Raw genomic sequence first — 22,951 nt, 5'->3', positions numbered from 1 at the left:
GGGTGCCAAATGATGGAATTCTTTACGCCGGAGGCGTTGTCCGCCCTCCTGCAGGTTATCATGATCGACCTCGTGCTGGCCGGGGACAACGCGATCGTCATCGGTCTCGCGGCTGCCGGCCTGCCGAAGGAACAGCGGTCCAAAGCCATTCTGGTCGGTATCATCGCGGCCACCGTGCTGCGTATCGGTTTCGCGCTTGCCACGACCCAGCTCTTGCAGATCGTAGGCCTGCTGCTGGCCGGCGGTGTCCTGCTTCTCTGGGTTTGCTGGAAGATGTGGCGGGAACTGCGCACGCCGCATCATCATGAGGATGAAGCCAGCGAAGCGCTCCAGGAGGCCGACCTCAACGCCGACGGCACGGTTGCCGGCGGGGCTCCGCGCAAGACTTTCGCCCAGGCCGCCTGGCAGATCGTCATTGCCGACGTCTCCATGTCGCTCGACAACGTGCTCGCCGTTGCCGGTGCCGCCCACGAACATCCGGGCGTGCTGATTTTTGGCCTGGTCCTGTCGATCGCGCTGATGGGTATCGCCGCAAGCTTCATCGCCCGCCTGCTCAACAAGCATCGCTGGATTGCCTATGTCGGTCTCGCCGTCATCCTTTACGTCGCGCTCGAAATGATCTGGCGCGGCTTTCATGAAGTTGCGCCCTATATCGGCGGGTAATGTCTTCCGGCGCGGCGGTCCTGCCGTCGCGCCGTTTCCTTCGGGACTTAAAGCCCCGTCTTCGCTCGCCATTTGCCGAGCCGCTTTTCCCTGATCTCAACCAAAACTTATGCCGCGTCAGCAGAACCTATTCGTCAGGCTGCCGATCTGCTTTTATGTCTTCATGCCAAGCTGCGGTGCCCATGCGCCGGCCGTGTTGGAGTGGAGGACGCGGGCTCGATTTTTGGAGGAGATGCGCCTGTCCGCCGGGCGCGATAGATCGATCATCTAGGAAAAGCCATGACCGAACCCTGTTATGATGTCGCCCATCTCGGCCACGTCGAGCTTTACTCAGACCGTTTCGACGAGTCGCTCGACTTCTTCACCCGCGTCTACGGGTTGACCGAAAGTGGCCGCGAGGGCGACAGCGTCTACCTGCGCGCCTATGACGACTACGAATTCCACACGCTGAAGCTCACCAGACATCATACCACCGGTGTCGGCCACATCGCCTATCGTACGTCGTCAGCCGAAGCACTGGAACGCCGCGTCAAGGTAATCGAGGAAAAGGGCTGGGGCGTCGGCTGGACGGAAGGCGACCTCGGTCACGGCCGGGCCTATCAGTTCAAGAGCCCCGACGGCCATCTGTTCGAGCTCTATTGGGATACCAGGGAATATGTGGCGCCGCCGGAAGAAAAGCCGGCGCTCAAGAACATCGCCCAGCGTTACCACGGTCGCGGCGCGAGCCCACGCCGCCTCGACCACGTCAACCTGCTTGCCGCCGATGTCAGCCTGATCCGTGAATTCATGACCACGGCGCTCGGCAGCCGGGTCACCGAAATGATCCAGCTCGACAACGGCCGCCTCGGCGGCTGCTGGTTCACCATCAACAACAAGACCTATGACCTTGCCTGCTCCGAGGACCATACCGGCTCGCATGGCCGTTTCCACCATGTCACCTATGCCTGCGACCAGCGCGAGGACATCCTGCGCGCCGCGGACATCTTCCTGGAAAACGGCGTTCACATCGAATCCGGCCCGCACAAGCATGCGATCCAGGGCACGTTCTTCCTGTATGTCTGGGAGCCTGCAGGCAACCGCGTCGAGCTCGCCAATGCAGGTGCGCGACTGATCCTTCGTCCCGACTGGAAGCCGGTCGTCTGGACCGAAGCCGACCGCAAGAAGGGCCAGGCCTGGGGGATGAAGACGATCGAAACCTTTCACACGCACGGCACGCCGCCGGTGGCACACAAGTAAGTCAAGAGGCATCCCATGGCAAAGACAGCATTGGTCATCAGCGCCCATTCGGCGGATTTCGTCTGGCGTTGCGGCGGCGCGATCGCGCTTCACGAGGAAAAGGGCTACGACGTCACCGTCATCTGCCTGTCCTATGGCGAGCGCGGCGAAAGCGCCAAGCTCTGGAAGAACCCGGGCATGACGCTCGAAAAGGTGAAGACCGAGCGCCGCAAGGAGGCGGAGAACGCGGCAAAAGCGCTAGATGTCACCGACATCCAGTTCTTCGACCTCGGCGACTATCCGCTGGTCGTCGACCAGGACGCCAAGTTCAAGCTGGTCGACGTGATCCGCAAGGTGCAGCCGGAATTCATGCTCTCCCATTCCAAGTGGGACCCCTACAATACCGACCACATGTACGCGACGCAGGTTGCGATCGAGGCCCGGATGATCGCCCAGGCCTGGGGCCACAATCCGGGCGAAAAGATTCTTGGGGCGCCGCAGCTCTACCTGTTCGAGCCGCACCAGACCGAGCAGATGGAATGGAAGCCGGACGTCTTCCTCGACATCTCTCCCGTCTGGGAAAAGAAGTGGGCGGCCATCCAGTGCATGGAAGGTCAGGAACATCTCTGGCACTTCTACAAGAACGTCGCCGAGAACCGCGGCAACCACTTCATGCGCAATTCCGGCGGCCAGGCCAGCGGACGCAAGTCGACCCATGCGGAAGGCTTCCAGTCGGTCTTCCCGCGTACCGTCGACGAACTTTGATAGGAGGCGGACTCTGATGGTCGTCGTCGTCCAGAATATCGAGCGCGCGGATCAGTCGGTCATCGACCGGCTGGCCGCCTGCGGTGTCGCCACGGTGCATGAAGCGCAGGGCCGCAAGGGCCTGCTCGCCAGCTACATGCGGCCGATCTATCCGGGTGCGCGCCTTGCGGCGAGCGCCGTCACCATCTCGGCGCCTCCGGGCGACAACTGGATGCTGCATGTGGCGATCGAGCAGTTGAAGGCCGGCGACATCCTGCTTCTCGCTCCGACCAGCCCCTGCGAAGACGGTTATTTCGGCGACCTGCTTGCGACCTCCGCCCAGGCGCGCGGCTGCAGGGGCTTGATCATCGATGCCGGCGTGCGTGACGTGGTCGATCTGACCCAGATGAAATTCCCGGTCTGGTCGAAGGCCGTCTATGCTCAGGGCACGGTCAAGGAGACACTCGGCTCGGTCAATATTCCGGTCGTTTGCGCTGGCGCCTATGTTCGGCCCGGCGACGTGATCGTTGCCGATGACGACGGCGTCTGCGTGGTTGTCCGCGAGGAGGCCGAAGCGGTTGCCAAGAAGGCGGAAGCCCGTGTCGCCGCTGAAGAAGACAAGCGCAAGCGGCTTGCCGCCGGTGAACTCGGCCTCGATATCTATGACATGCGCGGCAAGCTCGCCGAAAAAGGCTTGAAGTATATCTGAGCGATGGAGGCCGTTTTCTCTTTTCCCCGCTGGGGAGAAGAAGGGAGATCGAGATGAGTGAAACTGAAACCGGCGTCCGTTGCATGTGGATGCGGGGCGGCACCTCCAAGGGCGGCTATTTCCTCGCCTCGGACCTGCCGGCCGATCGCGACAATTTCCTGCTGCGGGTGATGGGATCGCCCGATCCCCGCCAGATCGACGGCATGGGCGGCGCCCATCCGCTGACCTCCAAGGTGGCGGTGATTCGGAAATCCGAGCGGGAAGGGGTCGATGTCGATTATCTCTTCCTGCAGGTCTTTGTCGATCAACCGATCGTCACCGACGCACAGAACTGCGGCAATATCCTCGCCGGCATCGGGCCTTTCGCCATCGAGCGCGGGCTGGTGCCGGTCAAGGGCGAAAAGACCGAAGTCTCGATCTTCATGGAAAATACCGGGCAAATCGCCATCGCGACGATCGAAACGCCCGGCGGCGAGGTGACCTACAAGGGCGATGCCCGGATCGACGGCGTGCCGGGAACCTCCGCGCCGGTGCCGATCGTGTTTGCGGATACGGCGGGTTCCTCCTGCGGGGCGCTGCTGCCGACCGGAAATGCGGTCGACGTGATCGAAGGCATTGCCTGCACGCTGATCGACAACGGCATGCCTTGCGTCGTCATGCGCGGCGATGTGCTCGGCATTACCGGCACCGAGAGCCCGAAGGATCTCGAAGCGAACCAGGAACTGCGCGCCAAGCTGGAGGCGATCCGGCTGAAAGCCGGGCCGATGATGAACCTCGGCGACGTTACCAAGAAATCCGTGCCGAAGATGACCATGGTCTCTGCACCGACGGCGGGCGGGGTGATCTCGACCCGCACCTTCATCCCGCATACGTGCCATGACGCGATCGGCGTGCTCGGCGCTGTCAGCGTTGCGACCGCCTGCCTTCTGCCGGAAGGCCCGGCTTCGGAACTGGCCGTCATTCCGGAAGGCGACGAGAAGCTGCTGTCGATCGAGCATCCGACCGGCGAGATGAGCGTCATCGCCACCATGAAGGATGGCGAAGTCCATCGTGCGGCGGTGCTGCGCACGGCGCGCAAGCTTTTCGACGGCGTGGTTTTCGGCGACTGAGAATAGGATACGACCATGAGGATCGCATTTCTGGGTTTTGGCGAAGCGGCACGCGCCTTCCATGACAGCCTGGCGCCGAAGCTCGAGAATGGCGAATTCCGGGCCTATGACCTGCTGCTCGACGACGCCGAGAAGGCGGGGGAGATGCAGGTGGCGATGGCGAGCCGTGGCGTCAGGCCGGAAGCGTCGCCTGCGGGTCTTGCCGATGCCGAATGGATCTTCAGCGCGGTCACCGCCGACCAGAGCCTCATTGCCGCCCAGTCGATCGCGCCGCATCTCGGCCAGGGCGCGCTGCTGATCGACATCAATTCCGTGTCCCCCGGCCGCAAGCGCGAGACCGCGGCGCTGGTCAACGAGACCGGCGCCGATTATCTCGACATGGCCGTGATGGCCCCGGTCCATCCGAAGGGCCATGCAACGCCGGTTCTGATTGCCGGCAAAAACGCGGCCGAGCTTCTGGAACGTTTTCGCGATCTCGGCTTCAGCGCCGATGTTGCCGGAGAAGCAGTCGGCTCGGCAACGGCCATCAAGATGGTGCGCTCTGTGTTCGTGAAAGGTCTTGAAGCAATCACTGTCGAGGCGTTACTCGCAGCTGAGGCGTCAGACTGTTTCGAGGAAATTCTCTCTTCGCTCTCCCAGAGCTTTCCAGGCCTCGACTGGTCTAAATTCCCGGATTACCAGTTTGAGCGAACGACCCGCCACGGCCGCCGCCGGGCCGCCGAGATGCGTGAAAGCGGCGTTACGCTCGATGCGCTGGGGCTGAACGGCGGTCTTGCCCGCGAGATTGCCGCCGTCCAGGACGAGATGGCGGCGAGCGGCGTGAAGCCGGCCGGCGATCTCAGGGAAACCGTTGCGCGGGTCCTTTCGGCGCGGCGTCAAGGCAAATAAGCTCGCCTCTTCAGCGCGTTGCCTTGTATACGCGCCATGCATTTGCGCTCCAAACCCGCATCGTCATCCACAGCCTCTGCCCCCTGTATACATGAGGCTTGGCCAATCCATCAGATGTGGCTAAGATTTGCGGACCGACAGGCGGAGGTTGCGCCGGCTTGTCTCAGGCAAAGGTGCGGATTTGGAAGAGACCTCGAGAACGACCCACACGATGCGCGCGCTGATGGAGCTGCGCAAGAAAATCCTGAGCGGCGACTACCCCGGCGGCACCCGGCTGTTCGAAGTTTCGCTGGCCGAGACGCTGCAGATTTCCCGAACGCCGGTGCGCGAGGTGATGTCGCGTCTTGCGGAAGAGGGATTGCTCGACCGGTTGGCGAATGGCGGTTTCGTAGTCCGAAGCTTCACCTATGCGGATGCCGTCGATGCGATCGAACTGCGCGGCGTACTGGAAGGGACGGCGGCGCGGCTTGCCGCCGAACGCGGCGTCTCGCAGGCAGGATTGGATCAGCTTCGGGAAATCCAGGCCCGGCTCGACGATTGTTTCGGCGAAGCCGCCGACGAGGTGGATCTGGAAGCCTATTCTGAGGCGAACGCAAGGTTTCATGTGGTGCTGGTCGAGCTCTCCGGCAGCACGGTAATCCAGCGGGAGGTCGAGCGCGCGACACGGCTTCCGTTCGCGTCGCCATCGGCTTTCCTGTCAGGCCGAGCCCATGTGGCGGCCTTCCGTCAGTCGCTGCATATCGCGCAGGAACAGCATCGTACTTTGGTGCAGGCGATCGCCGGGCGCGAGGGTGCGCGGGCGGAATTTATCGCCCGCGAACATGCCCGCATTGCCCGCAAGAACCTCGAATACGCCGTGTTCGAGGATCCGGAACTGATGCTGACCGTTCCGGGCCTGGTGCTCCTCAACCCCTGAGACCCGACCGCCTGCCGCAGGTTTTGATGGCCGGAAGCCTTCGGTTTACTATCGCGGAGGCGATCGTCAGCCTGCCGAATATTTCCCCTTGAATTTGTCTTCCGATGCCGTCATGTATACACGACATCGCAAGCCACAGACAAACCATAGGGAGGAATTCCGTGACTCAGGCCAATCTCACTCAAGTTTTGAAGGATGCGGGCAACACCGTCGAGCATCTGCGCAACTCCAAGACCGGCATCTATGTATACCCGGTCGTGGCTCCGGAATTCTCCAACTGGCGTTCGGAACAGGCTGCATGGCGTGAAGGCGCGGTTCTTTTCGACCAGTCGCATCACATGGACGAACTGGTCGTCGAAGGCCCGGACGCTGCCAAGTTCCTCGAAAGCCTGTCGATCAACAGCTTCGCCAATTTCGGCGTCGACCGCGCCAAGCACTACGTTCCGGTAACGCCTGCCGGCCACGTCATCGGCGACATGATCATCTTCCGCGAGACCGAAGAAAAGTTCGTTCTCGTCGGCCGTGCGCCGACCGCCAACTGGCTGCTCTACAACGCATCGCTCGGCAAGCACAACGTCAAGCTGACCCACGATCCGCGTTCGCCCTCGCGTCCGGACGGCAAGCTCGTCACCCGCATCCACTACCGTTTCCAGATCCAGGGTCCGGATGCGCCGAAGGTCTTCGAAAAGATGAACGGCGGCCCGATCCCGGAGATCAAGTTCTTCCACGTCGACTGGATCAATGTCGGCGGCCGCAAGGTCCAGGCTCTGCGCCACGGCATGGCCGGCGCTCCGGGTCTCGAAATCTGGGGTCCGTATGCGGAGAAGGACGAAGTTCGCGCCGCCATCATCAAGGCTGCTGAAGAAGCCGGCGTCGATCTGCGCCCGGTCGGCAGCCGCGCCTACGCCACCAACACCCTGGAATCCGGCTGGATCCCGTCGCCGCTTCCGGCGATCTACACCGGCGACGAACTGCAGGCCTATCGCGACTGGCTTTCTGCCCAGAGCTACGAAGCTTCGGGTTCGATCGGCGGCAGCTACGTCTCCGACAAGATCGAAGACTATTACCTGAACCCCTACGAACTGGGTTACGGCGTCTACGTCAAGTTCGACCACGACTTCGTCGGCCGCGCCGCCGTCGAAAAGCAGAAGGCGACCCCGCAGCGCCGCAAGGTCACCTTCGAGTGGAATTCCGACGACGTCGTCAAGGTCATCGCTTCGGCTTTCCAGCCCGGCGAACAGGCCGCCAAGTGGATCGACTTCCCGCTCTCCAACTACGCTTCGTCGAGCTTCGACAAGGTTCTGAAGGATGGCAAGGTCGTCGGCCTGTCGATGTTCAACGGCTATAGCTACAACGAGCGTTCCATGCTGTCGCTCGGCGTCGTCGATGCCGACATCAAGGAAAACGACATCCTGACGCTCATCTGGGGCGAGCCGGATGGCGGCACCTCCAAGACCTCGGTCGAGCAGGGCCATAAGCAGGCCGAGATCCGCGTTCGCGTCGCAGCCGTGCCCTACGCTCAGGAAGCGCGTGAAAATTACGCCGAAAGCTGGCGCACAAAGAAGGCCCTCTAAGCGATGGGCGTGCGAGAACGGATTGTTCTCGCACGCCGCTCCGTCCGTCTGACCGGACGTTTTTCATTGGCTAAACGGGGGGAGGATCAACAATGGCACTTTTAAATTTGTTCAGGAGCAAGCAGGAAGAGAAGTCCGTGGAGCCGGCCCGCTTCAGGGACCTTATCGACGGCTATTCCATCGAAGTCATGCCGCGCACGGCGGCGAAGATCGAAGATTTCAAGACACTGCTGCCGAAGGGCACGCGGGTCTATATCGCCCATATCGACGGGACGCCGATCGAGGACATGGTGCAGACCGCAAGGCGCCTGCACGAAGACGGCTTCCCCGTCATGCCGCATTTTCCCTCCCGCATCATTGCAAGCCATGCGATCCTAGAGGACTGGATCAAGCGCTATAGAAACGAGGCGGGTGTGGAACAGGCGCTGCTGCTCGGCGGCGGCGTATCGACCCCCGCTGGCGATTTCGACAGTTCCATCCAGCTGATCGAGACCGGCCTGTTCGACCGCTACGGCTTTAGGCGGCTGCACGTCGCCGGCCACCCGGAAGGCAACAAGGACATCGACAAGGATGGCGGTCACAGGATCGTCGACGAGGCGTTGAAGTTCAAACAGGCCTATTCCGAGCGCACCGATGCGGAGATGGCGATCGCCACCCAGTTCGCCTTCGATGCCAAGCCGGTGATCGCCTGGGCCGAGCGGATTGCCGCCGCCGGCGTCAAGCTGCCGATCCACCTTGGCATTGCCGGCCCCACCAAACTGCAGACGCTTATCAAGTTTGCGATCGCATGCGGCGTCGGCCCCTCGCTCGGCGTGCTGCAGAAGCGCGCAATGGATCTCAGCAAGCTCCTGGTTCCCTACGAGCCGACCGAAGTGCTGGCTGACATCGCCAACTACAAGACCGCCCATCCGGAAAGTCTGCTTCAGCAGATCCATGTCTTCCCGCTCGGCGGCATCCGCGCCAGCGCGGAATGGATGAACGAACAGCTGACCGGCGAGCGCAGCATCGCATTGTGACTTAACCGAAACGGGGCAACTGCTGGGCTTGCACCGTTTCGACCCGCTGCCGGGAGGAGATTGGCAGGGGAGGACAGATACGTGGACTATCCCAATCTGCGCCATATCCGTCTTTTCTGCGCCTGCCTGCGCACCGGCTCGCTGACGCAGGCGGCCGATATCGTGGGGGTGACCCAGCCAGCGGCATCGCAGGCGATTTCCCGGCTTGAAGAACTTTTCGGCACCAAGCTTCTCGAACGTGGTCCCGGGCATGCGATGGTGACGCCCGAGGGGCGCGTCGTCCAGACCCGATCGCTCAGGGCGCTCGATCTTATCCGGACCGGCTGCCAGAAACTCCAGGCGGATTCCGGCTCGCGCGGCTCCGGTGCGGACGCGCGGCTGACGATCTCCCACCTGCGCGCCCTGCAGGCCTTTGCCCAGACCGGCGGCTTTCCGGGTGCCGCGCGCATCCTCGAACAATCGGGTGCTGCGGTTCAGCGCACCGCGCGCAATGCAGAAGCGATCCTCGGTGCAAACCTTTTCGAGGCCGACGGCCGGGCGACGCGGTTCACCAGTGCCGGCCGTGCCGTTGCCCGCTGGGCCGGCCTTTCGCTAAAGGAACTCGGCAACGCCACCGAGGAAGTGCAGGAGTTGCGCGGTAAGTTCGATGGCCTTGTATCGATCGGCGCGCTGCCGATGGCGCGTACCACCATCGTGCCCGATGCCATTGCTTCGCTGGCCCTCACCCATCCGCTGGCACGGTTCGAGATCCTCGAAGGCAGCTACGAACAGCTCCTCAGCGATCTGGAGATGGGACATATCGATTTTCTGATCGGCGCGCTGCGCAGCCGCCTGACGCCGTCGCTGATTCAGGAGCCGCTTTTCGATTTCCGCCTCGCGGTTGTCGCCGGTGCCGGTCATCCGCTGTCCGGCAAGGCGGATGTCTCGGCAACCGAACTTGCTTCCTACCCATGGGTCGTGGCCCGCAAGGGCACCCCCAACCGCAGAACGTTCGATGCCCTGGCGGCAACGTTTCCAGATGGACCGCAGACGCAAGGAACTGTCGAGACCGGCTCGCTGACGGCGTTGCGCGGCATCCTGATGCAGACGGATCGGTTGGCGCTGCTGTCCCGGCATCAGCTCCGGCACGAATTGAAGGCCGGGTTCCTGACGCTTCTGAACTACGAAGTGCCGGGAAAGCCGTTGTCGGTCGGCATCACCACCCGCCGCAACTGGCAGTCGACCGCTCTCCAGGCGGAATATCTGGCAGCGATCCGGCGGGTAGTCGCGACGGAAGACACAGTCAGCGCTGCTGACGGCAGCCGTTTGCCTTCGCTGAATGCCGCCGAGTAGCGCCACTTGCCATTGCAGTTTTCGTGGTTATCGTTATCCGCATATGCCCGGCCCGCTCGATGTTGCGCGCCGTCAGCGGAGAGCGGGAGCATCTTGAGAAAAAAGGCCGTCAACAGTCTCGAACGCCTTCAAGCAGTTCTTGAGGTCTTCACCGAGGACCGTCTGGAATGGACGCCGGAAGAGCTGATGGAGGAGCTGGGTTATAGCCGGCCGACGCTCTATCGCTACCTGAAGATCCTGAAAGACAGCGGTTTTCTGACCTCCATGCCGAATACCGGCTTCACCCTTGGACCAAGGGTGGTGGAGATGGATTATCTCCTGCGGAAGTCGGACAATCTGATCCTCTCCGGCGCGCCCTATCTCCAGAAACTCACCGGTCGATACGAATGCACGGCGCTTCTGGTGCGCTGGTACGGCGAAAAGATCCTCTGCGTCGATTCGATCAGTTCCAGCCGCGAGGCGATCAGCAGTTATCCGCGCGGACGGCCGATGCCGCTCAGCCGCGGCGCGATCGGCCGGTCCATCGTCGCCTTTCTGCCGCGCCGCAATCTGGTGCCGCTGATCAATCGCACGCTCGACGACTGGCAGGCAGCGGGCGCCGGCGATACCGTTGAAGCGGTTCTGGACGGGCTGAAGTCGGTGCGCAAGAAGGGTTATGCCGTGGCTCATGGCGAGGTGACACCTGGTGTCGTCGGTTTCGCGGCACCGATCTTCGATGCTGGCCAGAGCCCCATCGCCAGCTTTTCCGTAACGATCGCTCAAGATCAGGTCGGCGGCTCCGCTGTGGAGGAGATCGGCCGGGAAGTCTTGTTCGCAGCCGGCGAGATCACCGCCGCGCTTGCCTCGCATCGACATCGAATTTCAAGCCGGTAATCTCATATTGCAAGAAAATGTGTTGACTTTCGGCGACCGTCTTCGCATTTTGCCGCGACGGAGCATGGCCGAGATCTCGACATTGCTCGGCTCGCGGATTTTTTAAACCCCTCGGGGGCACTGAACTTCCCTTAAGTTCGCGGTGCCGTAGCAGGGATAGACAGGAGGAGCATTCCATGAAGAAGATTGACGCTTTCAACCACATCTGGCCGAAGCCGTTTTTCGACAAGCTGATCGGCTATATCGGCACGATGACAGACGTCACCATGCGCAGCGGTGCGGTGCCGATGATGACCGATCTCGACCGTCGTTTCCAGGTGATGGACATGTTCGGCGGCGACTATCAGCAGGTCCTGTCGCTCGCTTCCCCGCCGCTGGAAAAGCTGGCCGGCCCCGAACGCGCCTATGACCTCGGTCGGATCGGCAACGATTCGCAGGCGGAACTCTGCGAAAAGTATCCGGAACGCTTCCCGGCCTTCATCGCCACCGTGCCGATGGAAAACCAGGAATGGATGATGGCGGAAACCAAGCGGGTCGTCGAAGATCTCGGCGCCTGTGCGGTCCAGATCTTCACCAACTACAGCGGTAAGCCACTTGACCTGCCGCAGTTCGAGCCATTCTTCGAATATATGGCAAAGTCCGGCAAGCCGGTTTTCCTGCATCCGTCGCGTGGCGCCAACTTCCCGGACTACCTGACCGAAGACCGTTCGGAATACGAGATCTTCTGGACCTTCGGCTGGCCGTATGAAACCTCGGCGGCGATGGCGCGCCTCGTCTTCTCGCGCATCTTCGACAAGTACAAAGGTCTCAAAGTCGTCACCCACCATGCCGGCGGCATGGTGCCCTTCTTCGAAGGCCGCGTTGGTGCCGGCTGGGACCAGATGGGCAAACGCACGACCGACCGCGACCTCTCGGTCGTGCTGAAGGCGCTCGAGCGCCCGCATCTCGAATATTTCAAGGAATTTTATGCCGACACGGCGAGCTTCGGTTCGACCAAGGCAATCGAACACGCCATCGAATTTTTTGGCGAAGACCGGGTGCTGTTCGCGTCCGACGCGCCGTTCGATCCGGAAGGCGGCCCGATGTACATCCGCGAGACCATCAAGGTTCTCGACAACATGGACATCTCCGACGCTACCCGCCAAAAGATCTACGAGGGCAATGCCAAGAAGCTTCTCGGCCTGAAGTAGACGATCCGGTTTTCGGAATTATCGAACGCGCGGGTGGCAACACCCGCGCGTTTTTTATTTGGAAAGCCGGTCGATATAACGCTTGGCGGAGCGGGCGACGATCGCCTGGCCATCCTGGCGGACATTCTGATGCGAAAAGGCGCCGTAGATGCGCTCGAACGGCCAGGGTGCCAGCCGCTCGGCGACATCGGCAACTTCAGCGGCGCTGAGCGGCAGCATGTTGGGATAACTCCACATGAAGGAGACATGGTCGGTGCCCGGCGTGACCTGGACGATGTCGCCGGCGAGCAGCACGCCCTTGCCGTCCTCGCCCGTCCAATGCAGCACGGTGCCGCCGGCAAAATGTCCGCCGCCATGGACCAGCGTGACGGAAGAGGAGAGCACCAACGCGTCCTCGTCCCAGAGCCGGACGTAATCCGATGGGCGGCAGATCCATTCCTTATCGGCGGCATGCAGATAGATCGGCGCGTCGAAGGCCGCGGCCCAGTCCTGCATGGTCGAGTAATAATGCGGATGGGAGATCGCGATGGCGCTGAGGCCGCCCAGAGCCTGAATGATCTTCCTGGTCGCGTCGTCCAGCAGCGCGATGCAATCCCACAGGATATTTCCAGCCGGTGTGCGCAGCAGCAGGGCGCGCTGGTTAATGGCGAAGGCTGGAACGGTCTGGATTGCCATCAGATCCGGCTCGAGCTGCGTCCAAGCATTTCGATGCGTCCGTGCAAGCTTTTCCGTCGTCGTCCAGGCCTGGCCGGAAGGCGGTATGTACTGCCGCTCGTCTGTGCAGATGGGGCACGTTTCCGGCGCCTCTTCGGCTTCCTCGAAGGAGGTGCCACAGGCGCCGCAGAGAAAAATCGACATCGAAACCTCCCTCAGGATCTTGTGTGGGTCCTGTCATGAATTTGATAGGAAACGATATTCCGCAAGGAAAGGGAAGTCCTTGGCGTTACCTGAGGCAGTCCAGTCGGATCCGCTCATATTCTCGGGGAAGGATTCACCTTTTCCAAAGGCAGGTGCGATAGGGTCCGGCATTAGGCTATTTCACCCCAGAGGATCGGATGACGGCCCCGAAGACGCCAAGGCTGCTGAACCTGGATATCCTACGCCTTGTCTCGGCGCTGATGGTCATGACGTTCCACTACGGTTTCCGCATGCGGATTTCCGGCGAGGGCGCTGGCATCGGCTTTCCCGAACTCGCACCCCTTGCCATGTGGTTCGATACCGGCCTGCTGATCTTCTTTGCGATTTCCGGCTATGTCATCACCATGTCGGCGGAGGGCCGCACGGCCTATGATTTCGCCGCCGGTCGTTTTGCCCGGCTCTGGCCGACCTTCATCGTCTGCGCGACGATTACAGCCGTCGTGCTCGCCGTCTGGCATGTGCCGACCCTCGATCCGCCGACGGTCAAACAATGGCTGGCGCATGTCGTCATCATCTCGCGCGGCCTCGGGCAGCCCTTTCTCGACGGTGCCTATTGGACGATCGCCTACGAGATCATCTTCTACTTCTGGGTTTTCCTGCTCATTGCCACTGGCCTTTTCGAGCGCGGCTGGCGGGTTGTCGTGCTGGCATGGCTGGCGATTTCGATCGTCAACGAGGCCTTCATTGGCAGCGGCGCGATCCAGAAATTGCTGATCACCGAATATTCCGGCTATTTCGCCTTCGGCCTGGCGCTCTACAAGGTGAGGCAGCATGCGTCCCTTTCGAGCCTCTGCGTGTTCGCCGCTGCCGTCTGCTGGGCAATCGCCACACCCTTCCTGACCGAACCGGATTTCATCGCAACATACGGGCTGAGCCGCAGCGCCGTCGGGCTCGCGCTCATCGGGCCGTTGGCGCTTGCAGCGGTTGCGGTCTGCGCCACGGCGCCGTCGCTGCGCATTTCTCCGGCATTGGCGATCGGTCTCGGTGGCCTCACCTATCCGCTTTACCTGCTGCACCAGAATATCGGTTACGCGGTGTTTGCCCGTTTCGGCACGGATCAGAACCGCTGGCTCGTTGCCCTGGTGCTGGTTGCCGCCCTGCTCTTCGTCGCCTGGGTGATCGCAACGACCATCGAACCGGCGGCGCGGCGGGCGATCATCCGCGCTGCTGGTCATCTTCGCGACGGTCTCGGCCGCCTGAGACAGCGAACCGCCTGATCCCGAATTGACGATCCTATTTTACCCGGATAAATCTTCCTCTCAATACAGAGGAAGCAGATGGCAGATTTTCATTGGACAGCTTTTTGGGGTGAAAACCGCGTTGCAGGTGGATCACCGGCGGAAGTCGTAACGGCGGTCAAGGCTGGTGGCCATGAAAGCGTTCTGGTCTTCGACGATGCGACCGGAAAGCCGGTCGATCTCGATCTCCGCGGCACACTCGAAGACTGTCTCGGCCGCCTTCCCAGGGATAATGTGGAGCCTGTCGAGCCGGTGGAACGGCGGCCCGGGCGGCCGAAGCTCGGTGTAGTGCCACGCGAGGTGACACTGCTGCCGCGGCATTGGGAATGGCTCGGCCAGCAGCCGGGCGGGGCCTCGGTGGCTCTGCGCAAGCTCGTCGATTCGGCGCGTGCAGCCGGCAGTTCGGGAGACGACACGCGCCGGGCGCAGGAGGCCTCCGATCGCTTCATGCGGGCGCTCGGCGGGGATCAGCCGGGATATGAGGACGCGGCGCGGGCGCTTTATGCCGGGCAAGAGAATCGCTTCAAGGAGCTGACGGAGAGCTGGCCGAAGGATGTTCGAGAACATGCCCGGTATCTCGCCCGAGCCGCGTTCGGGGCCGGCTCCGCCGAAGAAAAATAACTCCCGTTATTTCGAGTAGTCGCCGAAAACACCGCTGACATCAGGCAGTCCGGAGCAATCAGGTACTTTTTGAACATGTTCTGTCCGCGATTGAACATGGACCGGATGAAAACCGCACCGTAAGTTGCTTCGCGCCGCCGGGGAGGGTGGCTCGGAGGAGCAGTTATGGATCGCATGAAGAATAAGGTCGTTCTCGTCTTTGGTGCCGGTTCGGTCGGCCCGGGTTTCGGGAACGGCAAGGCTGCGGCCGTCGCCTATGCGCGTGAGGGCGGCAGCGTCATCTGCGTCGACGTCGATCTCGATGCGGCGAGGAACACGGTCGACGTCATCGAATCCGAGGGAGGCTTAGGCGTGGCGCTCGCCGCGGACGTCACCAGATCCAGTGATATTTCTGCCGTTGTCGAAGCGACCATGGAGCGTTTCGGCCGCATCGACGTGCTGCACAACAATGTTGGCATCAACCTGCCGGGCGGTGCGGCGGAGGCAACCGAAGAGAGCTGGCGCAAGGTGATGGACGTCAACCTGACCAGCGCATTCCTCACCTGCAAGGCCGTTCTGCCGATCATGGAGAAGCAGGGCGGGGGGGCGATCATCAATATTTCCTCGCTCGCCTCCATCCGATGGACCGGCTATCCCTACGTTTCATATTATGCATCGAAGGCGGCGCTGAACCACTTCACGCGCGCGATTGCGATCGAATATGCGGCCAAAGGCATCCGGGCCAATGCCATTTTGCCAGGGGTGATGGACACACCGCACATTCAGAAACAGATCAGCGGCTACTATGCTTCAGCCGATGAGATGAAAGCAAAAAGGGATGCGCTTTCGCCGATGAAACGCCAGGGAGACGGCTGGGACATCGCCTGGGCCTCGGTTTTCCTCGCTTCCGACGAGGCAAAATACATTACCGGCGTCGAGCTTCCGATCGACGGCGGGCTGCATGTGACGGTGTCCGGCAGCTTGAACTGAGGCAATTGCAGGTGCGCTGGGGTGAGATCCATGATGTGGATCGGTTTTAAAGTTTTCTACTCCGGTGGCAAATTTAGGCTTGCCTAATCTGTCGGGCTTCAGCAAACTCCGGCAACTTGAAGAAGAATAAGATCCAGATAATGGACCACTGCGGATGGCTGGAGGAGCCGGACGTCGGGAGGAGAAGCGGTCGCGCCGGAGAGGGGCGTGGTCCGCGCGGATTTGCGGCTTGGTCCGCGAATATCCGGAGCGTTTCTTCCGTTTGTCCGCTTCGCAGCACAGAGGAGGATGATGTGTGACGGCAGCCCATAATACGATCGAGCCCATGGACGAGGCTTCGCTGCTCGCCGGCCTCGAAGGCGTGGCGCCGCAGCAGAGCGGTTCCGTCTGGATGCGGCCGGCGGAGGCGATTGCTGCCGGGCTTCTCGTCGGCATTATCGCGCTGCTATTGGCCGGGGTTGTTTCCCGCTATGTTTTTTCGCTGCCGATCGTCTGGATCGACGAGGTGGCATCGATCTCTTTCCTCTGGCTTGCCATGCTCGGCTCGGCCATGGCCGTCGACCGCAGCGAGCACCTGCGGCTGACGCTCTTCGTCGGCATGCTGCCGGAAAAGGTGCAGGGATTGGCCAACACGCTGGCCCTGTTGCTGATGGCGCTTTTCCTCGGCGTGATGCTGCGGCCGGCCTATGAATATGCAATCGAGGAATCCTACATCACTTCGGCGGCGCTCAACATTCCGATGAGTTTTCGCGCCGCCGCCCTGCCCGTTGGTGTCGGGCTGATGTTGATCCTCGCGGTTGTCAACGCATTGAAGGGATCGACCTTGAGGCAGGTCGCGATATCTGTGGTGGTTATCGCCGTCGTGACCATGCTGCTCTGGCTTGTCGGGCCGGGCCTGAAGCAGATCGGCAACTGGAACATTCCGATCTTCCTCGTCGGTTTCGTGGCGCTGTTTCTCGTGCTCGGGGTGCCGATCGCCTTCTGCTTCGGCCTTGGGACGCTGGCATTCCTGACGTTCACGACGTCAGTTCCGGTGTTCGTGATGATCGGCCGCATGGACGAGGGCATGTCGAGCATCATCCTGCTGTCGGTGCCGATCTTCGTGCTGCTCGGCTGCGTGCTGGATGCGACCGGCATGGGCAGGGCGATCGTCGAGGTGCTGGCCTCGCTGCTCGGGCATGTGCGGGCAGGGATGTCCTATGTTCTGCTCGGCTCGATGTTTCTGGTGTCCGGCATTTCCGGTTCCAAGGTCTCCGATATGGCGACCGTCGCGCCTGCCCTGTTTCCGGAAATGAAGCGTCGCGGCCACAGGCCGCCGGAGATGATCGCGCTGCTGGCAACCGGTGCTGCAATGGCGGAAACCGTGCCGCCGTCGATCGTGCTGATCGTGCTCGGCTCCGCCGCCGGCGTCTCGATCGCCGGGCTTTTCACGTCGGGTTTCGCGATCGCCATGGTTTTACTTCTGGTTCTTGCGATCCTGGCGCGCTGGAAGGCGCGGCATGAATCCATGGCCGGTGTTCGCCGCGCGCCGATCTCGGTGATCAAGAAGGCGTTTCTGGTCGCCGCTCCGGCACTGGTGTTGCCCTTCCTGATCCGCACCGCCGTCGGCGAGGGGATTGCCACTGCGACCGAGGTTTCGACGATCGCGGTTCTCTACGCGATGATCATCGGCGCAACGCTTTATGGCGGCATCAGCCTGAAGAAGCTCTATTCCATGCTGGTGGAGACGGCAGCGCTTTCCGGCGCGATCCTGATGATCCTGGGTGCGGCGTCCGCGATGGCCTGGGCACTGACCCAGACGGGGTTCGCAGCGCAGCTTGTGCAGGCGGTCCAAGGCCTGCCGGGTGGTTGGATGACCTTCATGGGCGTCACCATCCTGATATTCATGGTGCTCGGCTGCGTGCTCGAGGGCCTCCCGGCGATCGTGCTGATGGCGCCGATCATGTTTCCGGTCGCCCGCTCGCTCGGAATCAACGATATCCACTATTCCATGGTGGTGGTGACGGCGATGAATATCGGCCTGATGACGCCGCCGATCGGCATCGGTTTCTACATCGCCTGCAAGATCGGCAATGTTTCGCCGGACGAAGCGATGAAGGCCATCTGGCCCTATATCGGCGCGCTGATGATCGGCCTTCTGGTGATCGCAGCCGTGCCCTATTTCTCGACCGCCTTTCTCTAGAGGCTGTGAGGCAAAAAACTGGGAACTGAATTCGGAGGAGGATTTCATGAACGTCAATCGCAGAACGCTTCTTTTGGGCGCGGCCACGACCGGCATCGCCACGACCTTTTCGATCCGCACGCGGCCGGCCAATGCCGCCGAGTTCACCTATAAGTTCGCCAACAACCAGACGCTGACGCATCCGATGAACACCCGCGCCAAGGAGGCTGTCGCCAAGATTCTGGAGGAGAGCGGTGGTCGCATGGCGATCAATATCTTCCCGTCGAGCCAGCTCGGCGCCGATACGGATATGCTGAACCAGGTGCGTTCGGGCGGCGTCGAAATGTTCAGCCTTTCGCCGATCATCCTGTCGACCCTGGTGCCGAATGCCTCGCTCAACGGCGTTGGTTTCGCGTTCCCGAGCTACGACAAGGTCTGGCCGGCCATGGACGGCGAACTCGGCAAATATGTTCGCGGCGAGATCGAGAAGAAGGGTCTGCTGACGCTCGAGAAGATCTGGGACAACGGTTTCCGGCAGATCACCTCGTCCAAGGGACCGATCGAAAAGCCGAAGGACCTCGAAGGTTTCAAGATCCGCGTGCCGGTCAGCCCGCTCTGGACCTCGATGTTCACCGCCTTCGGCTCGGCGCCCGCCAGCATCAACTTTGCCGAAACCTATACCGCGTTGCAGACCGGCATCGTCGACGGCCAGGAAAATCCCCTCGCCATCCTGACGACGGCAAAGCTGTTCGAGGTGCAGAAATACGTCTCGATGACCAACCACATGTGGGATGGTTTCTGGATCCTGCTCAACCGCCGCTCCTGGCAGGCGCTGCCGGCAGATCTGCAGGGTATAGTCTCGAAACACTTCAACGCCGCCGCCGAGCTGCAGCGCAAGGACGTCATGGGCCTCAACGCCACCGTTCAGGCCGAACTCGAAGGCAAGGGCATGAAGTTCAACAAGCCGGACGGCGCCCTTTTCCAGGAAAAGCTGCGCGCCGCCAATTTCTACAAGGACTGGAAGTCGAAATACGGCGACGAGGCCTGGGCGATCCTCGAAAAGGCCATCGGCAAGTCATTGAGCTGATCGGTGGCGGACATGCATCTGATGGGAAACGGCATATGCAACAGGTGATCGAGATCCCGTCGGGTCTTCGGGAAGGTGCCGTTTCCGGCTCGCAGGCGGTGGAGCGGGCGCTGCAGCTTCTCTCCGTCGTCGGCCGCGGGGCGGAAAAGGGCGTGGCGCTGGCCGATGTGGTCGCCGATAGCGGCCTCAACAAACCCACGGCCCGGCGGCTGCTGATGGCGCTGATGCGGTCCCGCCTCGTCGAACAGGACGAGCTTACCCGCCGATATTACCTCGGCGGGGAGCTTTACGTACTCGGCATGCTGGCCTCTCGCCGGCATGGCCTTCTGGAGATGGCCGGCGAGAGTCTGAAGCGGCTTTCCGGCAAATCGGCCGACACGAGTTTCGTCTCGATGCGGCGTGACGACTACGCCGTCTGCCTGCATCGCGAGGAGGGTACGCATCCGGTGCGCACCCACGCGCTGCTGACCGGCGACCAGAACCCGCTCGGCGTCGGCGCCGGTTCGCTTGCGATGCTGGCGGCATTGCCGGACGCGGAAGTCGAGGCGGTCCTCGGCCGCATTGAAGGCGTCATTGCCGCGCAATATCCGGGCTATTCCCCTCAGATTATCCGAGAGGATGTCGGCCGCACACGCGAGCTTGGCTACGCGCTCAATCCGGGGCGGGTAATCGCCAATTCCTGGGGGATCGGCATGGCGATCCTGCTGCCCGACGGGCGGCTTGCAGGAGCGTTGTCGATTGCCGCAATCGACAGTCGCATGGGCGAGGCGCGTCAGAAGGAACTTGTCGGGCTGCTGGCTCATGAAGTCGAGCGGGTGCAGGGCAAGCTTAAATCGCTGTTCAGTTCGGAGAAACCGGCGCTTCGAAAGACGCCGCAAGCGGCACGGTCGAGAACACCGGAACGCGTTTGAAACGAAGGAGAAGGTCATGGCAGGAGCGCAGATCGTCGGTTGGGCGCATTCGAAGTTCGGCAAGTCCGAAGCGGCCTCGACGCGGGAGTTGATGGCCGAGGTGATCAATCCGGCCCTCGAACATGCCGGCATCACGGCCAAGGATGTCGACGGCATTTTCGTCGGCGTGTTCAACAACGGCTTTTCCAAGCAGGATTTTCAGGGTGCCCTCGTGGCGATGGCGGCCGACGGGTTCGACCATGTGCCGGCGGTTCGGATGGAGAATGCCTGCGCCACCGGTTCGGCGGCGCTCTATACAGCGCTCGACTTCATCGCTGCCGGCCGCGGCAAGATCGCGCTGGTCGTCGGTGCCGAAAAGATGACGGCGCTGCCCACGAAGGAGACGGGCGACATCCTGCTGTCCGCCTCCTACCGCGAGGAGGAAGCGGATGTCGAAGGCGGCTTTGCCGGCCTCTTCGGCCGCATCGCCAGCCATTATTTTCAGCGTTACGGAGATCGTTCGGAAGAGCTGGCGATGATCGCGGCCAAGAACCACGCGAACGGCATGAAGAACCCCTATGCGCATATGCAGAAGGATTTCGGCTTCGATTTCTGCAACACGGTGTCCGACAAGAACCCCTATGTGGCAGCGCCGCTGAGGCGCACCGACTGCTCGCTGGTTTCGGATGGTGCGGCCGCTCTGGTGATCGCCTCGCCCGAAGTCGCAGCCGGTATGAAGCGCGCCGTCGCCTTCAAGGCGCATAATCACGTCAACGATATCCTCGCCATGTCGCGGCGCGATCCGATCGCTTTCGAGGGCGCGCGCATGGCCTGGCAGAAATCACTGGCTGAGGCGGGCGTGTCGCTGGATGACCTCAGTTTCGTCGAAACCCATGACTGCTTCACCATCGCCGAGCTCATCGAATACGAGGCGATGGGGCTCGCCGAACCCGGCAAGGGCTATCGCGTCATCCGTGAAGGCATCACCCGCAAGGATGGTCGCCTGCCGGTCAACCCTTCCGGCGGGCTGAAATCCAAGGGCCATCCGATCGGCGCAACCGGCGTTTCGATGCATGTCATGGCGGCGATGCAGCTTTGCGGCGAAGCCGGTGACATGCAGCTGCCGAAGGCGACGATGGCCGGGGTCTTCAACATGGGCGGTGCTGCCGTCGCCAACTATGTGTCGATCCTGGAGCGGACGAAATGAATGCGACGACCTCGGTTGGCATCGGCAATCGGACCGAACCGAAGGGCGGGCTGAGCCCCCGCTCGACGCAGGTGATGAACCTTGCCCGCTTCGTGACGCAGGCGATGCGTCGCGAACCGCAGGGCATCGCGCTGGTCTGGGCCGAGAAGACCTGGACCTGGGAAGAGTTCGAGGCCCGCATCGACGCGATGGCTGCGGCGCTGCAGCAGCGGTTCGGGGTGAGCAAGGGCGACCGCATCCTCGTCCAGTCGCAGAACTGCAACCAGATGTTCGAGAGCATGTTCGCCTGTTTCCGGATCGGCGCCGTCTGGGTGCCGACCAATTTCCGGCAGACGCCGGAAGAGGTCGCCTATCTCGCCAAGGCGAGCGGCGCGACCGGCCTGATATGCAGCGCCTCGTTTCCGGATCACGCCCGGGTGGTGCGGGAGAACAATCCCGAAATCGGTTTCGCTATTGCCATCGGCGAAGCGGATTTCGGGCCGTCCTATGATGCAATTGTCGACGAATTCGGTGGCAGGAAGCCGGCCGAGGCGCGCGTCGAGCGCGACGATCCATGCTGGTTCTTCTTCACGTCGGGCACGACCGGGCGGCCGAAGGCGGCGGTGCTGACCCATGGCCAGATGGCCTTCGTGATCAACAACCATCTCTGCGACCTGATGCCCGGTGTCACCTCCGCCGACGCGGCGCTGGTCGTTGCGCCTTTGTCGCATGGTGCGGGCGTCCACCAGCTAACCCAGGTGGCGCATGGGGTGAAGACCATCCTGCTGCCGACCGAGAAATTCGACATCGACGCCGCCTGGTCGCTGATCGAAAAATGGCGCGTGTCGACCATGTTCACCGTGCCGACCATCCTGAAGCTGCTGGTCGAACATCCGGCCGCCAAGAAATACGACCATTCTTCGCTGCGCTACGTCATCTATGCCGGCGCGCCGATGTATCGCGAGGACCAGAAGCGGGCGCTGAAAAGCCTCGGGCCTGTGATCGTGCAATATTTCGGGCTCGGCGAGGTGACCGGCGCGATCACCGTTCTGCCGCCGGCGCAACATTCTGCCGAGGACGGCGAAGCCGCCAGGATAGGCACCTGCGGCATGGAGCGCACCGGCATGCAGGTGTCGATCCAGAACGATGCGGGCGAGGAGGTCGCGCCTCACGAGACAGGTGAGATCTGCTGCATCGGCCCGGCGGTCTTCGCGGGCTATTACGACAATCCGGAGGCTAACGAGAAGGCGTTCCGCAACGGCTGGTTCCGCACCGGTGACCTTGGCCATATGGATGCGGAGGGTTTCCTCTACATTACCGGCCGTGCCTCGGACATGTATATTTCCGGCGGCTCGAACGTCTATCCGCGGGAGATCGAGGAGAAGCTCCTTACCCATCCGGCAATCAGCGAGGTGGCCGTGCTCGGCGTACCCGATCCACTCTGGGGCGAAGTCGGCATCGCCGTCTGCGTCGCCAAGCCGGGTTCGGCGGTGACCGAGAAGGACCTGTTCGCCTTCATCGACGGCCGGATGTCCCGCTACAAGATGCCGAAACGCTTCATCTTCTGGGAAGCTCTGCCGAAATCGGCCTATGGCAAGATCACCAAGAAGATGATCCGCGAAGAGCTTCAGGCACGCGGCGAACTCGACGAT

General features: G+C 62.0%; 20 protein-coding genes and 1 pseudogene. 20 read left to right on the top strand and 1 reads right to left on the bottom strand.

What is annotated here, in order from left to right:
- The first annotated feature begins 9 nt into the window (after window positions 1-9).
- The 12 genes from RG540_RS19065 (at window position 10) to RG540_RS19010 (ending at window position 12,229) form a co-directional block, all read left to right on the top strand.
- Complete coding sequence (locus RG540_RS19065) at window positions 10-663, top strand: TerC family protein (protein WP_038591154.1); 654 nt, start codon at window positions 10-12, stop codon at window positions 661-663.
- Window positions 664-942: 279 nt separating this feature from the next.
- Window positions 943-1,899 carry a VOC family protein gene (locus RG540_RS19060; RefSeq protein ID WP_038591151.1) on the top strand — a complete coding sequence of 319 codons (957 nt, stop codon included), beginning with the start codon at window positions 943-945 and terminating at the stop codon, window positions 1,897-1,899.
- A 15-nt stretch (window positions 1,900-1,914) separates the two neighbouring features.
- Complete coding sequence (locus RG540_RS19055; RefSeq protein WP_038591148.1) at window positions 1,915-2,643, top strand: PIG-L deacetylase family protein; 729 nt, start codon at window positions 1,915-1,917, stop codon at window positions 2,641-2,643.
- A 16-nt stretch (window positions 2,644-2,659) separates the two neighbouring features.
- A complete protein-coding gene (gene ligK / locus RG540_RS19050; RefSeq protein WP_038591146.1) occupies window positions 2,660-3,331 on the top strand; it encodes a 4-carboxy-4-hydroxy-2-oxoadipate aldolase/oxaloacetate decarboxylase in 672 nt (223 codons plus the stop codon).
- Between the two features lie 53 nt (window positions 3,332-3,384).
- Complete coding sequence (locus RG540_RS19045) at window positions 3,385-4,440, top strand: 4-oxalomesaconate tautomerase (RefSeq protein ID WP_080724984.1); 1,056 nt, start codon at window positions 3,385-3,387, stop codon at window positions 4,438-4,440.
- Between the two features lie 15 nt (window positions 4,441-4,455).
- Entirely contained in the window at window positions 4,456-5,328 is an 873-nt protein-coding gene (locus RG540_RS19040; RefSeq protein ID WP_038591142.1) for an NAD(P)-dependent oxidoreductase, read from the top strand.
- 181 nt (window positions 5,329-5,509) lie between these two features.
- Window positions 5,510-6,244, top strand: coding sequence for a GntR family transcriptional regulator (locus RG540_RS19035; protein ID WP_155414832.1), 735 nt, complete (start codon window positions 5,510-5,512; stop codon window positions 6,242-6,244).
- A gap of 161 nt (window positions 6,245-6,405) precedes the next feature.
- Window positions 6,406-7,818: a vanillate/3-O-methylgallate O-demethylase gene (ligM, locus tag RG540_RS19030; protein ID WP_038591138.1), complete on the top strand. Its 1,413-nt coding sequence runs from the start codon at window positions 6,406-6,408 to the stop codon at window positions 7,816-7,818.
- A 92-nt stretch (window positions 7,819-7,910) separates the two neighbouring features.
- The gene (locus RG540_RS19025; protein WP_038591136.1) at window positions 7,911-8,834 is read left to right on the top strand and encodes a methylenetetrahydrofolate reductase; all 924 of its coding nucleotides are present in this window, start codon (window positions 7,911-7,913) and stop codon (window positions 8,832-8,834) included.
- A gap of 81 nt (window positions 8,835-8,915) precedes the next feature.
- The gene (locus tag RG540_RS19020; RefSeq protein WP_051909524.1) at window positions 8,916-10,166 is read left to right on the top strand and encodes a LysR substrate-binding domain-containing protein; all 1,251 of its coding nucleotides are present in this window, start codon (window positions 8,916-8,918) and stop codon (window positions 10,164-10,166) included.
- Between the two features lie 93 nt (window positions 10,167-10,259).
- Window positions 10,260-11,039, top strand: a complete 780-nt coding sequence (locus RG540_RS19015; protein ID WP_038591133.1) for an IclR family transcriptional regulator — start codon at window positions 10,260-10,262, stop codon at window positions 11,037-11,039.
- A 176-nt stretch (window positions 11,040-11,215) separates the two neighbouring features.
- Complete coding sequence (locus tag RG540_RS19010; RefSeq protein WP_038591131.1) at window positions 11,216-12,229, top strand: amidohydrolase family protein; 1,014 nt, start codon at window positions 11,216-11,218, stop codon at window positions 12,227-12,229.
- A 54-nt stretch (window positions 12,230-12,283) separates the two neighbouring features.
- Here the strand turns inward: RG540_RS19010 and RG540_RS19005 are convergent, their stop codons facing one another.
- Entirely contained in the window at window positions 12,284-13,087 is an 804-nt protein-coding gene (locus tag RG540_RS19005; protein WP_038591128.1) for an MBL fold metallo-hydrolase, read from the bottom strand.
- Window positions 13,088-13,284: 197 nt separating this feature from the next.
- Between RG540_RS19005 and RG540_RS19000 the strand changes: the two genes are divergently transcribed.
- From RG540_RS19000 to RG540_RS33185, 8 genes and pseudogenes are all read left to right on the top strand, one after another.
- Entirely contained in the window at window positions 13,285-14,364 is a 1,080-nt protein-coding gene (locus RG540_RS19000) for an acyltransferase family protein (protein ID WP_038591125.1), read from the top strand.
- Between the two features lie 60 nt (window positions 14,365-14,424).
- Entirely contained in the window at window positions 14,425-15,006 is a 582-nt protein-coding gene (locus tag RG540_RS18995; protein ID WP_038591122.1) for a DUF2239 family protein, read from the top strand.
- 165 nt (window positions 15,007-15,171) lie between these two features.
- A complete protein-coding gene (locus tag RG540_RS18990) occupies window positions 15,172-15,975 on the top strand; it encodes an SDR family NAD(P)-dependent oxidoreductase (RefSeq protein WP_038591119.1) in 804 nt (267 codons plus the stop codon).
- Window positions 15,976-16,300: 325 nt separating this feature from the next.
- Window positions 16,301-18,157 (top strand): TRAP transporter large permease, encoded by a 1,857-nt coding sequence (locus RG540_RS18985; RefSeq protein WP_038594265.1) that lies wholly within the window; start codon window positions 16,301-16,303, stop codon window positions 18,155-18,157.
- Window positions 18,158-18,203: 46 nt separating this feature from the next.
- On the top strand, window positions 18,204-19,223 hold the full coding sequence (locus tag RG540_RS18980; RefSeq protein ID WP_038591116.1) for a TRAP transporter substrate-binding protein: 1,020 nt from the start codon (window positions 18,204-18,206) through the stop codon (window positions 19,221-19,223).
- A 35-nt stretch (window positions 19,224-19,258) separates the two neighbouring features.
- Window positions 19,259-20,134: an IclR family transcriptional regulator gene (locus RG540_RS18975; protein WP_046600749.1), complete on the top strand. Its 876-nt coding sequence runs from the start codon at window positions 19,259-19,261 to the stop codon at window positions 20,132-20,134.
- A gap of 16 nt (window positions 20,135-20,150) precedes the next feature.
- Window positions 20,151-21,320 carry an acetyl-CoA acetyltransferase gene (locus RG540_RS18970; protein WP_038591111.1) on the top strand — a complete coding sequence of 390 codons (1,170 nt, stop codon included), beginning with the start codon at window positions 20,151-20,153 and terminating at the stop codon, window positions 21,318-21,320.
- Window positions 21,317-22,945 (top strand): annotated as a pseudogene (locus tag RG540_RS33185) (acyl-CoA synthetase); the annotation flags it as partial. The gene RG540_RS18970 and the pseudogene RG540_RS33185, both read left to right, overlap by 4 nt.
- Between the last annotated feature and the right edge of the window lie 6 nt (window positions 22,946-22,951).

It is taken from the genome of Neorhizobium galegae bv. orientalis str. HAMBI 540 (genome assembly GCF_000731315.1).
In the GTDB taxonomy this organism is placed as follows: domain Bacteria; phylum Pseudomonadota; class Alphaproteobacteria; order Rhizobiales; family Rhizobiaceae; genus Neorhizobium; species Neorhizobium galegae.
This window is presented reverse-complemented; position numbering and strand designations above follow the sequence as displayed.

What these genes read in the sequence shown, in the direction of transcription:
- RG540_RS19055 (WP_038591148.1), top strand. Translation starts at nt 1,915, where the DNA reads ATGGCAAAGACAGCATTGGTCATCAGCGCCCATTCGGCGGATTTCGTC.
- RG540_RS19005 (WP_038591128.1), bottom strand. Translation starts at nt 13,087, where the DNA reads ATGTCGATTTTTCTCTGCGGCGCCTGTGGCACCTCCTTCGAGGAAGCC.
- RG540_RS19000 (WP_038591125.1), top strand. Translation starts at nt 13,285, where the DNA reads ATGACGGCCCCGAAGACGCCAAGGCTGCTGAACCTGGATATCCTACGC.
- RG540_RS18995 (WP_038591122.1), top strand. Translation starts at nt 14,425, where the DNA reads ATGGCAGATTTTCATTGGACAGCTTTTTGGGGTGAAAACCGCGTTGCA.
- RG540_RS19010 (WP_038591131.1), top strand. Translation starts at nt 11,216, where the DNA reads ATGAAGAAGATTGACGCTTTCAACCACATCTGGCCGAAGCCGTTTTTC.
- RG540_RS18985 (WP_038594265.1), top strand. Translation starts at nt 16,301, where the DNA reads ATGGACGAGGCTTCGCTGCTCGCCGGCCTCGAAGGCGTGGCGCCGCAG.
- RG540_RS19045 (WP_080724984.1), top strand. Translation starts at nt 3,385, where the DNA reads ATGAGTGAAACTGAAACCGGCGTCCGTTGCATGTGGATGCGGGGCGGC.
- RG540_RS19025 (WP_038591136.1), top strand. Translation starts at nt 7,911, where the DNA reads ATGGCACTTTTAAATTTGTTCAGGAGCAAGCAGGAAGAGAAGTCCGTG.
- RG540_RS19060 (WP_038591151.1), top strand. Translation starts at nt 943, where the DNA reads ATGACCGAACCCTGTTATGATGTCGCCCATCTCGGCCACGTCGAGCTT.
- RG540_RS19065 (WP_038591154.1), top strand. Translation starts at nt 10, where the DNA reads ATGATGGAATTCTTTACGCCGGAGGCGTTGTCCGCCCTCCTGCAGGTT.
- RG540_RS18970 (WP_038591111.1), top strand. Translation starts at nt 20,151, where the DNA reads ATGGCAGGAGCGCAGATCGTCGGTTGGGCGCATTCGAAGTTCGGCAAG.
- RG540_RS19040 (WP_038591142.1), top strand. Translation starts at nt 4,456, where the DNA reads ATGAGGATCGCATTTCTGGGTTTTGGCGAAGCGGCACGCGCCTTCCAT.
- ligK (WP_038591146.1), top strand. Translation starts at nt 2,660, where the DNA reads ATGGTCGTCGTCGTCCAGAATATCGAGCGCGCGGATCAGTCGGTCATC.
- RG540_RS18975 (WP_046600749.1), top strand. Translation starts at nt 19,259, where the DNA reads ATGCAACAGGTGATCGAGATCCCGTCGGGTCTTCGGGAAGGTGCCGTT.
- RG540_RS18990 (WP_038591119.1), top strand. Translation starts at nt 15,172, where the DNA reads ATGGATCGCATGAAGAATAAGGTCGTTCTCGTCTTTGGTGCCGGTTCG.
- RG540_RS18980 (WP_038591116.1), top strand. Translation starts at nt 18,204, where the DNA reads ATGAACGTCAATCGCAGAACGCTTCTTTTGGGCGCGGCCACGACCGGC.